The sequence below is a fragment of the Streptomyces albireticuli genome (genome assembly GCF_021228125.1).
GTDB classification, from domain to species: Bacteria; Actinomycetota; Actinomycetes; order Streptomycetales; family Streptomycetaceae; genus Streptomyces; species Streptomyces albireticuli.
On sequence record NZ_JAJQQS010000003.1, the window covers coordinates 820,173 to 832,823 of the forward strand.

The window sequence follows — 12,651 nt, forward strand, 5'->3', positions numbered from 1 at the left end:
CGATCAGGAGGGAATTCGGTCAATACGGTAACTTGACTCGCATGAATTGATCATTCCGGGGTGGAATGCTTTGTTCCCGATCGAAGAGGTGCCATGCTTGACAGAAGCATCAAAGGCCGGTCTCGCTCGGGCGCGGCCGGCGGGGGAAATTGGCGGGGGTCGCTTCCCAGGCTTCGTCAGCCTGGTCGAAGGGTGGCTGATCTGCACTGACCTGCACTGATCGGCGCCCTATTTCACAGGGGGATCCCAAGGCCGGAAGACGACGTGAAATGCCGGGGGAATGCCAGTGAAGTTCAACGTGCTCGGTGCTCTGGAAATGGTGACCGACGACGGACGGTCCCTGGAGCTGAACACCTCGAAGACGGGACAGGTGATCGCGCTGCTCCTTGTGCGGTGCCGGGAGACGGTCAGTTCCGACACTCTCCTCGAAGAGCTGTGGGGGCAGCGATTACCGCGCAGCGCCCGGACCACGCTGCAGACGTACGTCTACCACGCACGGCAGATGTTCGACCGGGAGCTGCCCGGGCAGGCCGGGCACGAGGTGCTCGTGACCCGGCCGCCCGGGTACGCCATCCTGGCCGACGAGGAGCTCGTCGACAGCAAGCGCTTCGAGCGCCTCGTCAGGGAAGGCAAGGGGCTCCTGGACGCGGGCCGCCCCGAGGACGCGATGGCGCGGCTGGACGAGGCCCTGGCGATGTGGCACGGCCCCGCCTTCTCCGGAATGGCCTTGGGCAGAGTGCTCAGCGCGCACCTTACACACCTGTGCGAGGTGCGCATCCGGGCGATCAACCTGCGTATCGAGGTGCTGCGGCGGCTCGGCTTCTACCAGGAGCTGGTGCCCGAGCTCAGCTCGCTGGTCGCGTTCCACCCGCTCAACGAGCACTTTCACGCCCAGCTGATCGAAGCCCTGTACAAGACCGGGCGGCGGGCCGACGCCCTTCGGGCGTACCAGCAGCTGCGCACCGTCCTGGACCAGGAACTCGGCGTCGAACCGGCGCCGGAGATCCGGCGGCTCCAGTACGAGGTGCTGAACCACGGCCGGTACGACGAGGACCGGCCCACGCGGGGTGTCGCTCCGCGCGACCGCTTCGACGTGCCCTGGGGCCTGCGCGCCAAGGCCGGCTAGCCCCGGTCCGTCACGCGCGTCGCGGGCCGCCCCCGGTGCCCGGGCCCGACAGGCCCGGGCACCGGGTCGTGCGTCCGCCCCGGCCCGGGGCGTGCCGGTCTTCCCGGGGTCCTTTCCGGTCCCGTGCTCAGATCGCCAGGCACTGGGCCGCGTAGGAGTCCGCCGCGGGCTGGAACTGGAGCGCGATGTGGCTGGCGGCGGAGTTGACGTCCCGCCACAGCCGTTGCAGCGGGTTGCTCTCGGCCTGCCCCGAGGTGCCCGCCGCGTGAAAGAGCCGGTTCACCGAAGTGACCAGGACGTCGACGGCGTAGGAGCAGTCGCGCAGATTGCGCGTCACCTCGAGGCGGGTGGCCGCCGCGCCCTTGTCGCCGATCAGCGAGGCGCGTTCGAGGAGGAGTGCCGCGGCGTCGATGTCGGCCGCGCAGCGCGCCAGCGTGGCGTGCGCCGAGGCCCGGTCGACCTGCGGGGCGTCCGGGCGCGCCGCGGCGGACCTGGCCTTCTCGGTGAGGTACGCCGACCAGGCGGCGAGCGCCCCGCGCGCGGCGCCGAGCACCGGGGTCGCGAAGGAAAGGCCGTTGACCGCTTCGAGCGGCACCGAGTGGCAGGGTGCGGCCGAGTCCACGGCGCGTCCGGTGAAGAGGTCCTGGCGGTCGAAGCACCGGGCGTCGGGGACGAGGACGTCCTCGACCGTGACGGTGTTGCTTCCGGTGGCCCGCATGCCGATGTTGAACCAGGTGTCGGCGACGGAGAACTGCGCCCTGGGCACCGCGAACACCTTGGCCGAGGAGCGCTCCGCGCCGGGGACGGTGGCGCACACCAGCGCCCAGTGGGAGGAGTCCACCGCGCTGATGTAGGACCACCGGCCGCTCACCCGCCAGCCGCCCGGCACCTTGCGGGCCCGGCCGGCCGGCATCAGGGACCCGACCACGACGGCGTCCGGACCGTCCGCCCACACCTCGCGGAAGCCCTCCGCGGGCAGGAACGCGGCCATCCGCGAGAGGTTGGCCATCAGCGAGGCGCACCAGGCGGTGGCCGCGCACTCCCGGCCTATCTCGGCCACCGCCGGGGTCAGTTCCCGGAACGTGCCGGCGTTCCCGCCGCACTCGAGGGGGACGAAGTGCCGGGAGAATCCGGCGTCGACCAGGGCCCGGGCCACGTCCGGGTCGAGCCTGCGCGCGGCTTCCGCCGAGGTCGCGCGCTCGGCGGCGAGGGCGGCGACGCCGGCGGCCGCCGGAGCCGCTTCGGACATGGTCGTGGAGGGTGCGGTGGTGGCGACGCGCTGTGGGGATCGGTCCAGCATCCCGGTACCTCACTGGTCTCCGTGGCAGCCCACGGCTCGGCTCGGTTGGGGCGTTCCAGACACTCGTCCGCCGCCGTCGAAGTCGGCTCGATACCGGCTGGAAGAGCCGGAGGTTCAGCCCAGCGACCAGCGCAGGAGGTCGTCGAGACCGGTCTTGACGTCCTGGGCGGTCATCCCCCGCGCCTTCCGCTGATGGTCCATCAAGAGGGCGGAGAGCGGAGCGAGGAGCGCGTCGGCGAGGAAGCGCGCGTCCGCCCCCGGGGGCCTCGCCTGCGTGAGCAGCGTGACCAGATGCGTGTGGTGGACCGCGTACGGACCGCTGCGGTAGCGGGCCCCGGGAGCGCTGGACTCGGCCGCGAGGATCAGCTCGAACTGTGCGGTGACCCGGTCGGCGAGGGCGTGCAGGAAGGCCCGGACGCGTGCGACGGGTTCGGCCCCCGGTCCCAGCGGTGGCGGCCCCGCCAGGAAATCCCGCTGGAAACGGTGCTCGTGCTCGTCGAGGAGGGCGAAGATCAGTCCCGCCCGGTCGCCGAAGCGGCGGTAGATGGTGCCCACGCCGATCCCGGCCTCGCCCGCGACCAGGTCGACGGTGAGCTCGCGCACACCGTGCCGGGCCACGATGCGGCTCGCGGCGTCGAGGATCCTGCGGCGGTTGCGGGCGGCGTCGGCGCGCTCGGGAGCGGTCCTTCCGGCCAGTGGCAGCGGTGTCAGCGGTCCCGGCGCGCCGGACGGGGGCGGCGGGGCCGGGCGGCGGCTGTCCACCGTGGTTCCTCACTTCCTGCCGGGAGGGCGGTCGGGGCAGTCTACGTGGCCTCTTCGGAACCGGGCGGGAGGGGTTGTCCGATCCCGCTTGTAATCGGAGTGCGCTCCGGTTAGTGTCTGGCCCCGTACGCTAGCACGGCACAACTCCCGCTGAGCAAAGGGAAGTTCCAGGAGAGGGAGGCCGGTCGCCGCGGTTCGTGGGCGCGGCGCCGGACCTGCCCGACTCGCATCGCACGCGCCCCTCGGCCGAGCCCGCGCAGGACGACAAGGCAGGAATCCGTGATGAGCCTGAACATCGCCGTCATCTACTACTCCGCGACCGGGAACGTGCACCGGATAGCCCAGGCGGTCGCCGAGGGAGCGGACAAGGGAGGCGCGGAGGTGCGCCTGCGCCGGGTCGCCGAACTGGCCCCGGACAGCGCGATCGACGCCAACCCCGCGTGGCGGGCGCACCTCGACGCCACCACCGGCGTCGAGCTCGCCGCACTCGACGACCTGGCCTGGGCCCACGGCGTCGCCTTCGGCACCCCGACCCGGTTCGGAAACGTCTCCGCGCAGCTCAAGCAGTTCCTGGACACCACCGGCGGGCTGTGGGCCTCCGGTGAGCTCGCGGACAAGACGGCGACCGGGTTCACCAGCGCCGCCAATGACCACGGCGGCAACGAGTCCACGCTGCTCGCGCTGTACAACACCATGCACCACTGGGGCGCGATCACCGTCCCGCCCGGCTACACCGACGCCAGTGTCTATCCCGCGGGCGGCAATCCCTACGGCACCTCCCACGCCTCGCAGGGCGGCGGCCCCTCGCCGGAGGTGCTCGCCGCGGCCCGCTTCCAGGGCCTGCGCCTGGCCCGGATCACCGCCCGGATCGTCGGCGACGGCCGGAACTGAACCGCCGCACGGCACCACGGGCGCGGGCCCGGCCGTACGGCGGCGCGCGACCGCACCGCGCCTTCGAGCCGTCTTCGAGCGGTCCTGGAGAGGGTCGCACGGGACAGGCCGCCCAGCGCGGCGACGGCCGGACGCGGCAGGCACGGCCGGGCAGACATCCAGGCATCACAGGGGGAGAACAGCAGCCATGGCAGACCGCCCCGACGAACAGCGATTACACCGGGCCACGACGCCGGCGGGCGAACCTCCGCACCAGGGCGAGGTGCTGTGGGACACCGACTTCAGCGAGGGCTTCGCCACCAGCGGGCCCGGTGCGCGCTGGTACCACTCCGCGACCGGTCCCCACACCGGGGACGACGGGGTGGTCACCACCGGTGCGCACGGCCTGCGGGTCGACTCCGGCGGCGTCGGCGAGAACGGCACCCCCGCGTTCGTCCGCACCCTCGCCCAGGAGCGGGAGAACGGCCAGGGGCTGCCCGGCCTGCTCGACCACGTCAAATGGCTCGCCTACATCCAGCACGAATCCTCCGCCGGACTCCCCGGCTTCGACGCGCCGCCCGAAGGGGAGCTGATATTCGAGGCCGATGTGTCCGGCCGTACGTACGGCACGGAAGGCCATCCCTTCGGTGAGGCCGTCGCCGATCCCGAGGACGACCTGCGCCTCGCCTCGATCGCGGTCAACGCCTTCGACCCGGAGACGCTCCTGGTCGTCGACTTCTTCCTGACCAACTCCCGGATCTACGCCTTCTACGAGCGTTTGCCGTTCGCCCGCCGGCAGCTGGGCGACTACGCCTCGTTCTCCTACGCGATCCCCGTCGCCCGGCGCTCGCCCGGTCAGCGGCACCGCCTCGCGCTGCACTACGACCGCTCCGCCGGCCGGGTGCGCTGGGTGGCCGACGGCGACGAGGTCTTCCGCACGGACCGGCTCGGCCGTCGCCTCGACTCCTCGCGGCACCTCGTCCTCGACCACGGGGGCGAGGAGACACCCATCGCGCCGCGCCAGCTCAACGGCGGCATGGGCATGTTCAGCCTCCTCGACGGCGCGCGGCCGGGACAGGCAGGAGCCGCTCTGGTGCGGCTGTCCGACGCGGAGGACTTCTACTTCGCCCCGGCCCTGGGACAGCCCCGGCCGCAGACCTTCCTGGACGACAAGAGCGCGCGGACCGGCCGGCTCTTCGGCCAGGGCGCGAGCCTCTCCGTGGCCCGCTACACCGTTCGGAAGGGGCACGGCAGGTGAACCACCGCGACGCCGGGCGGCCCGTCCCGGCAGCGGCCGAGCTGGCCGGGACCTGGCGCCTCGTCTCGTACGTCGACGTGGACGAGGCGGGCGGCACCGGTGAGGGGCCGCTCGGCCCCGCACCCGAAGGGCTCCTCATCTACGACGAGCAGGGGTACATGGCGGTCAGCATGATGCGCACCGGCCCCTCCGCGGCCGCCGGGCCGGGGCAGCGGGCCGGGGGAGCGGCCCCGGCCCGGCAACACGAGACGTTCATGGGGTACGCGGGGCGGTGGCGCCTCGCCGACGAGCGCACCGTGGTGCACCACGTCGAGGTCAGCGCCCACGGCCACCAAGTGGGCCGGGAACTCGTCCGCGAGCTGGAGCAGGACGGCGATCGGATCGTCCTGCACGGCACGGCGATGATCGGCGGGCGGCCGCAGCGGCGGCGGCTCTGCTGGGAACGGGTGCGCGGGTGAGCCCGTCCCGCGCACCTCGCACCGAAGGCCGGACGGGGTGACCCCACCCCGCCGTGCCCGGGGCCGGACGACGGCCCCGCACCCGCACGACAGCGGACCACGGGCAATGTCCATCGTTCTTCAACGCAAAGGAAACTCCGCCATGAAGGCTCTGATCGCTTCCTCCTACGGCCCGGTCGACCAGCTGACGGTCACCGACGTGACCAAGCCGGCACCCGAGGCCGGGCAGGTTCTGATCAAGGTGCGGGCCGCGAGCCTGAACGCCCTGGACATCCGCCTCACCACGGGCGAGTTCCGCGAGCAGATGCCCGTGGAGCACCCCTTCCACCTCGGGCTCGACGCCGCGGGAACGGTGGAGGCCGTGGGCGAGGGCGTGTCCCGCTTCAAGGCGGGCGACGAGGTCGTGGCCTTCACCTACCCGTTCTTCGGCACCGTCGCCGAATACGCGCTGGCCACCGAGGGCCCGAACCTGGTGCACCGCCCGCAGTCCCTGTCGCCGGAGACCGCCGCCGCCCTCCCGCAGGCGGCCATGACCGCCGCCGCCGCGCACGACGCGGCCCAGCTCAAATCCGGCCAGAGCGCGCTGGTGATCGGCGCGTCCGGCGGCGTCGGGTCCTACCTGGTGCAGCTCGCCCACCGGTCCGGAGCCCAGGTGCTCGCCACCGGCAAACCCGAGGACGACGAGTACCTGCGCCGCCTGGGAGCCGTCGAGACGATCGACTACACCGGCAAGGACGTCGTCGAGGAGGCGCGCCGCCTCCGCCCCGACGGCGTGGACGTGGTGATCGACCTGGTCAACGCCGGGCCCGGCCTCGCCGCCACCGCGGCCGCGGCCAAGCCCGACGGGCTCCTCGTCTCCACGCTGGGCGGCGCGCCGGGGTTCGAGCGCGGGGTCACGGCGGCCTATGTGGGCGTGGAGCAGGGCATCGGGCAGCTCGAGGACCTCGTCCGGCGCGCCGCCGAGCGGCAGCTGGACACGCACGTCGACGCCCTCCCGTTCTCCCGGGCCGTCGAGGCGGCGCAGCGGTTCGCCGGCTCCCACTCCCGCGGCAAGCTCGTCATCACCTTCTGAGCCCACGCCGCCCGCGGCCCCGGCGGGCCGCGGGCGGCACCCCGCGCGAAGCGACCCCACCGAGGTGACCGCCGTGGCCTACGACTACGATCCCGAGCTCGCTCCCTGGGCGGCGCGCCTCGCCCCGGTCGACTACACGGACCCGGTGGCCGCCCGCGCCGCGGTCCGGGCCGTCACCGAGCGTCGGCCGCCCTACCGGCCCCTCGGCGCCGTCGAGGTGTCCGAGGCCGCCGCCCCCGGACCGGACGGCGCCCCACCGGTGCCGCTCCGCGTCTACCGGCCCGCCGCCCGGGACGCGCGGCCCGGCCCCGGACTGCTGTACCTGCACTGGGGCGGCTTCGTCTGCGGCGGCCCGGACGCCCTGCACCCCACGTGTCTGCGCCTGGCGGACCGCACCGGCGCCGTCGTGATCGCGCCGGCCTACCGCCTCGCACCCGAGCACCCCTTCCCCGCCGGTCTCGAGGACGCCTACGCCGCCCTGCTCTGGACGGCGGGCGACGCGGACCGGCTCGGTGTGGACCGGGACCGGCTCGGGATCGGCGGCGAGAGCGCCGGAGGCGGACTGGCCGCCGCGGTGGCCCTGCTGGCCCGCGACCGCGGTGGACCCCCTCTGCGCATGCAGTGCCTGATGTGGCCGGAGCTCGACGACCGCCTCGAAACGGTCTCGGCCCGTGCCTTCACCGACACACCGAAATGGAACCGGGCGTGCGCGCAGGCGAGTTGGGGTCACTACCTGGGGCCGCGCCACCGGCCCGGCGCCGACGCGGTGCCTGCGTACGCCGCGCCCGCCCGAGCGGCGGACCTGTCCGGACTGCCGCCCGCGTATGTGGGCGCCTGCGAGTACGACCCGGGGCGCGACGAGGCCCTCATCTACGCCCACCGGCTCATCCAGGCGGGGGTGCGCACCGAGATCGGCTACTGGCCGGGCACGTTCCACGCCTCGGTCTCGGTCGCCGACGCGGCCGTGAGCCGCAGGATGCTCATGGACCAGACCGACGCGCTCGTCCGCGGACTGGGCGGCACGGCACACCGCACACCGCACGCCGACACCGAGGAAGGGAAACGCACGTGAGTCATGGCGCGGCAGAGAAGGTGATCTGGGACGCCGACTTCGCCGGCGGGTTCACCGCGACGGGCCCGGACGCCCGCTGGTGGCACTACGCGCAGCAGTCCTACGTCGGCGACGACGGCCGTGTGACGACCTCGGACCAAGGGTTGCGCGTGGTCTCCGGCGGCGTCAACCCGGTCACGGGAGAGCCCGCCTTCGTACGCGGCCTGGGGCAGGACCACGTCAACGGCGCCGGGCTGCCCGGCGAGATCGACCACGTCAAATGGCTGTCCTACGCCAACGAGCGCGCCGCCGGGGGGATGCCGGGCTTCGACGCGGTCCGCGGACAGGTGCTCCACTTCGACACGGTGTTCTCGGGGCGCACCTACGGCACGGCCGCACACCCCTTCGGCGAGGCGGTCGCCGACCCGGACAGCGACCTGCGACTGGCCTCGGCGGCAGCCCCGATCGTGGACTTCGAAAGCTTCATCGGTGTCGAGTTCTTCCTCACCAACGCCAAGGTGTACGCCTGCTACGAACGGCTGCCCTTCGGGCGCGGACAGCTCGGCGACTACGCGGCGTTCCTCTACGCCGTTCCCGTCGCCGACCGCGCACCCGGGGACGTGCACCACTGCCGGGTCTCCTACGACCGCGCCGCCGGAACGGTGCGCTACCTCCTGGAGGGCGAGGAGGTCTTCCGGGTGGACCGGCTCGGATACCGTCTGGCGGGCCGCGAGCACCTGATGCTCGAGCACGGGGGCGAGGACACGCCGGCCGAGCCGCGTCAGTTCGCCGCCGGTATCGGCCTGTTCACCGTACTGGACGGAGCGCTGACGGGCCACGCGAACGCGTCCGGCCTGGTCCGCCTCACTCCCCGGCCGGAGCAGTACCACAGCACGCTCCAGGGACCGCCCGTACCGCAGACGTTCGTGGACCCCGACAGCGCGGAGACCAGCCGGCTCTTCGGACAGGGGGCCGAGGTGACGGTGGCCTCCTATACGGTCTCCGTCTCCGAGGCGGCCGGCGGCTGAGGCCCTTCGGCGAGCGCGCGCGAGCGGGGCCCGCCTACGCGGGCCCCGCGGTGTTCCCGGGAGCGCTCAGGGCCTGTGCGGAAGTTCGACGGACTGCGAGTGGCGGAAGAAGTCCGTGGGGTCGAACCGCGCCTTGGCCCGCTGCAGCCTGCGGTAGTTGTCCTTGTAGTACAGGGCGTGCCAGGGCACCCCCGACTTGTTGAACCGCGGGTCCTTGATGTCGGTGTCCGGCGAGTTGATGTAGCAGCCGTCGGACTGCTCGTTGGGCACCGGGTACCCGCCGGTCGAGGCGAAGGCGGTGTGGTAGATCTCGCGGAGCCAGCCCATGTGCTGCTCGTCCTCGCGGGGGTCCTGCCAGTAGTTCTCGAACAGGGCGAGGAACGCCGAGTCGCGGTGCACGGAGGCGGTGGCGTGCGGATCGACGGCGTTGATCCGGCCGCCCGCCACCCCGGTGAGCTGGAGCGTGGCGTTGGGGTTGACGTAGTCGTCCCGGGTCATCTGGTCGTAGAACGTGCCTATCTGGGCGTCGGTGAAGCCCTTGCGCATATACGCGGTCTTCACGCCGCTGCGCATGGCGGGGCTGGTCATCAGCGTGGGGTTGCTGGTGCCGATCAGCTCGGTCGCGTCCAGCCAGGACAGCCTGGCCGCCGGCGGGACGGCGGCCTTCGTGCCCTGGGTGATCGCCGAGAGATAGCCGGCCAGCAGCTCCTCGGCGTTCGGTATCCCGGCGTCGATCTGGGTCAGGATGTTGATGGACCGCGACGCCTTGTGCTGGAGGAACACCACTCCGGTCAGCGAGGTGTACGGCGATTCCGGGGCCATGTTCTGCTCGTGCCAGGTGCCGAAGTTGCGCACCAGGTGGGTGAAGCCGGTGCGGTCCAGGTCGGACCAGGGGATCGGGACGACGCTCAGGAGCACGCTCTTGGGCGGGCGCGGGAGCTGCTCGGCCGGGGCGGCTCCGCGGCTGCCCGGAGAGCGGAACCAGTAGCGCGTGACGATGCCGAAGTTGCCGCCACCGCCGCCGGTGACCGCCCACCACAGGTCGTGGTTCGGGTCGTCGGGGTTGCGGGACGCGGTGATCCGGCGAGCCCGGCGGTCGCGGCCGACGACCACCATCTCCACCGCCTCCAGGTGGTCCACCACATAGCCGAACTTACGGGAGAGCAGCCCGTACCCTCCGCCGCTGGCGTGGCCGCCGATGCCGACGCCGGGGCACACCCCGCCCGGCAGCGTCACCCCCCAGCCCTTGAACAGCCACTCGTAGATCCGGCCGAGCTGGGCGCCGCCCTCGACGGCGAAGGCCCGCCGCCGGTCGCAGTAGTAGACGTCGTACATCAGCGACAGGTCGATGATGACCTCGGCCTCGGGGTGGTAGACGAACGGGGCGTAGCTGTGGCCGCCGCCGCGCACGGAGACCCGCTTCCCGGCCCGGGCGGCCCGGTCCACGGCGTGCAGGACCTGGTCGGAATCGCCGACCACCTGGACGTATTCGGGCGCGGCGACCCAGCGCTTGTCATTGCCGGTGACGAGGTCGGGATAGCGGGGGTCGTCCGGTGCGACCCGTACCGGACGGAAGGGCGCGGCGATGCTCTGTACGGGCTCGACGTCGAGCGCGACGGCCTCGGGCAGGGAAACCCCTCTGCGCTCCGCTGGTTGATCGCTCATCGTGATGTCCATGGTTCCTTCTCGTTTCCCTCATCGCTTGCCTGATGACGCCGCCGGGTCCGCGGCACGGCCGGGACGGTCCGGGGTCTCGTAGTCGGATGGGTCGACACGGCGGGTGCGGCGCCAGTACTCCTGCGCCGTGAAAGGCCAGTTCTGCGCCGAGCGCCCTTTCTCGTTGGTGAACCAGTTGCTCACCTTCGACCACCCCCAGGCCCGCTCCGAGTTGGCCCGGTCGACCCAGGCGTTGTACGCGTCGTGAACATCCCTCTTCACGTCCAGGGACCGCCGTCCGCTTTCGAGCAGCAGCCGAACGGCATCGAGAAGGTAGGTCACTCCGCACTCGGAGAAGTAGAAAATACTGCCTCCCTGCCCCGAGAGGTTGGTGTTCGGGCCATAAAGGCAGAAGAGATTGGGAAAACCGGGAACCGTCAGGCCGAGGTACGCGCGGGCGTCCCCGTCCCAGGTGTCATGCAGATCCGCGCCGCCGATACCGGTGACGCGCATAGGCGCCAGAAAATGGGAAGCGGCAAATCCAGTTCCGTAAATGAGGATATCGATCTCGTGCAGAACGCCGTCCGCGGTGCGCACACCGTCCTCGGTGATTTCCGAGATTTTTTCGGTGATCAACGAGACATTGTCCCGCCGTAACGTCCGTAACCACATTCCGTTGTCCCGCAGCACCCGCTTGGCTCCCACCGGATACCGCGGAAGCACCAGCGGAAGCAGTTCGGGCGCGTCGGTGAGCTGCGCCTCCAGGTGGCGCGTGAGAGTGGCGCGCAACTCGTCGTTGGCGGCGGAGACGGCGCGCTCGGTGGGCGGGTGGTCCGGGTCCACGATCCAGCCCTCGAGCACACCCCGCAGGCCCGGGGCGAAGAGCCAGAAGCGGTGCCAGGCCGCGTAGTAGGGGAGGTGCTCGTACAGCCAGGCGGTGCTCGGCGGCACCGCGTCGTGGTAGTGCGGGGTGGGGCGCAGCCACGGCGGTGTGCGCTGGAACACGGTCAGCTCGCCCGCGCTCTCGGCCACCTCCGGAATGAACTGGTACGCGCTGGCGCCCGTCCCCACGACGGCCACCCGGCGGCCGGCGAGCGGTACGCCGTGGTCCCAGGCGGCGGAGTGGAACGCCGGACCGGCGAACCGCTCCCGGCCGGGGATGTCCGGCAGTTTGGGCCGGTTCAGCTGTCCTACGGCGCTCACCAGCACTTCGCTCCGCACGCTCCGCGTCCCGTCCGGGCCGCACAACTCCAGCCGCCAGCGTGCGTGCTCCTCCTCCCAGCACGCCTCGCGCACCTCGGTGTCGAACCGGATGTGCTCGTACAGTCCGTACTCCTCGGCGAACGCCCGGAAGTACTCGAGGAGCTGGTCCTGCGTGCAGAAGTGATCCGGCCAGTCGGAGCGGTTGGCGAACGGGTAGCTGTACAGATGGCTGGGGACGTCGACCCGGCAGCCCGGGTACCGGTTCTCCAGCCAGGTGCCGCCGACGTCCTCGTTCTTCTCGTAGATGGTGAACGGCACGCCCGCCTGGGCCAGCCGGTGTCCGGCGAGCAGCCCGCTCATCCCGGCGCCGATGATCGACACGCGCACGGGGGCGGGATCCCGGGGCCCCTCGGGCGCCTCGCCGGCCGGTGCGGCGAGGTCCTTCGCCCGCCAGCGCGGAGCCCTCGGGTCCTGATCGGCGAGGACGATCTCCTCGGCGAGCAGGGGCAGCATGTCCTCGGTGTCGCCGCCCATGGCCCAGCCGCTGATCCGGCGCAGCGTCTCCCGGTCGGGCGGCGGCGGGGGCACGCTGCCGGCCCGCCGGTACCGTACGAGCGCGTCGAACGCGGTCTCCCGGGCCGCGGCCCGCTGCTCGGCGGAGAGGCCGCCCTGCGGGGCGAAGAGCCAGCCGGCGGCCCGCAGGTCCTCGCGCAGCACGGACAGGTCGCCCGTGAGGTGCGCCACGGTCATCAGCAGCGCGGGCACCTCGGCGCTCTCCAAGTGGGCGCGCAGAGCGTCGTCATCGACGGTGATCGGCTTCAGCGGCCCGAGGAACGACATGGGGTGACGCCTTTCGTGAGGGAGGTG

At 72.2% G+C, this 12,651-nt stretch carries 11 protein-coding genes; 7 read left to right on the forward strand and 4 right to left on the reverse strand.

What is annotated here, in order from left to right; translation table 11 throughout:
* The first annotated feature begins 286 nt into the window (after positions 1-286).
* The gene (locus tag LUZ64_RS08030; RefSeq protein WP_095578873.1) at positions 287-1,126 is read left to right on the forward strand and encodes an AfsR/SARP family transcriptional regulator; all 840 of its coding nucleotides are present in this window, start codon (positions 287-289) and stop codon (positions 1,124-1,126) included.
* Positions 1,127-1,253: 127 nt separating this feature from the next.
* On the opposite strand, the gene LUZ64_RS08035 is transcribed toward LUZ64_RS08030, so the two are convergent.
* Both LUZ64_RS08035 and LUZ64_RS08040 read right to left on the reverse strand, forming a co-directional pair.
* Positions 1,254-2,426, reverse strand: a complete 1,173-nt coding sequence (locus tag LUZ64_RS08035; RefSeq protein WP_232389714.1) for an acyl-CoA dehydrogenase family protein — start codon at positions 2,424-2,426, stop codon at positions 1,254-1,256.
* 114 nt (positions 2,427-2,540) lie between these two features.
* Positions 2,541-3,188 (reverse strand): TetR/AcrR family transcriptional regulator, encoded by a 648-nt coding sequence (locus LUZ64_RS08040; RefSeq protein ID WP_232389713.1) that lies wholly within the window; start codon positions 3,186-3,188, stop codon positions 2,541-2,543.
* A 282-nt stretch (positions 3,189-3,470) separates the two neighbouring features.
* On the opposite strand from LUZ64_RS08040, the gene wrbA reads away from it, so the two are divergent.
* The 6 genes from wrbA (at position 3,471) to LUZ64_RS08070 (ending at position 8,925) form a co-directional block, all read left to right on the forward strand.
* Complete coding sequence (gene wrbA, locus LUZ64_RS08045; protein ID WP_095578872.1) at positions 3,471-4,079, forward strand: NAD(P)H:quinone oxidoreductase; 609 nt, start codon at positions 3,471-3,473, stop codon at positions 4,077-4,079.
* 187 nt (positions 4,080-4,266) lie between these two features.
* Complete coding sequence (locus LUZ64_RS08050; RefSeq protein WP_095578871.1) at positions 4,267-5,316, forward strand: DUF6081 family protein; 1,050 nt, start codon at positions 4,267-4,269, stop codon at positions 5,314-5,316.
* Entirely contained in the window at positions 5,313-5,774 is a 462-nt protein-coding gene (locus tag LUZ64_RS08055) for a lipocalin-like domain-containing protein (protein ID WP_095578870.1), read from the forward strand. Before LUZ64_RS08050 ends, LUZ64_RS08055 begins: the two co-directional genes overlap by 4 nt.
* 142 nt (positions 5,775-5,916) lie before the next feature.
* Complete coding sequence (locus LUZ64_RS08060) at positions 5,917-6,846, forward strand: NADP-dependent oxidoreductase (protein WP_095578869.1); 930 nt, start codon at positions 5,917-5,919, stop codon at positions 6,844-6,846.
* A gap of 73 nt (positions 6,847-6,919) precedes the next feature.
* A complete protein-coding gene (locus LUZ64_RS08065; protein WP_095578882.1) occupies positions 6,920-7,918 on the forward strand; it encodes an alpha/beta hydrolase fold domain-containing protein in 999 nt (332 codons plus the stop codon).
* Positions 7,915-8,925 carry a DUF6081 family protein gene (locus LUZ64_RS08070; RefSeq protein ID WP_143593014.1) on the forward strand — a complete coding sequence of 337 codons (1,011 nt, stop codon included), beginning with the start codon at positions 7,915-7,917 and terminating at the stop codon, positions 8,923-8,925. The genes LUZ64_RS08065 and LUZ64_RS08070 overlap by 4 nt, the downstream gene beginning before the upstream one ends.
* A 66-nt stretch (positions 8,926-8,991) precedes the next feature.
* Here LUZ64_RS08070 and LUZ64_RS08075 read toward each other — a convergent pair whose 3' ends face one another.
* The gene (locus LUZ64_RS08075; protein ID WP_095578881.1) at positions 8,992-10,590 is read right to left on the reverse strand and encodes an FAD-binding oxidoreductase; all 1,599 of its coding nucleotides are present in this window, start codon (positions 10,588-10,590) and stop codon (positions 8,992-8,994) included.
* Positions 10,591-10,620: 30 nt separating this feature from the next.
* Positions 10,621-12,624, reverse strand: a complete 2,004-nt coding sequence (locus LUZ64_RS08080; RefSeq protein WP_095578867.1) for a flavin-containing monooxygenase — start codon at positions 12,622-12,624, stop codon at positions 10,621-10,623.
* Positions 12,625-12,651: the final 27 nt, after the last annotated feature.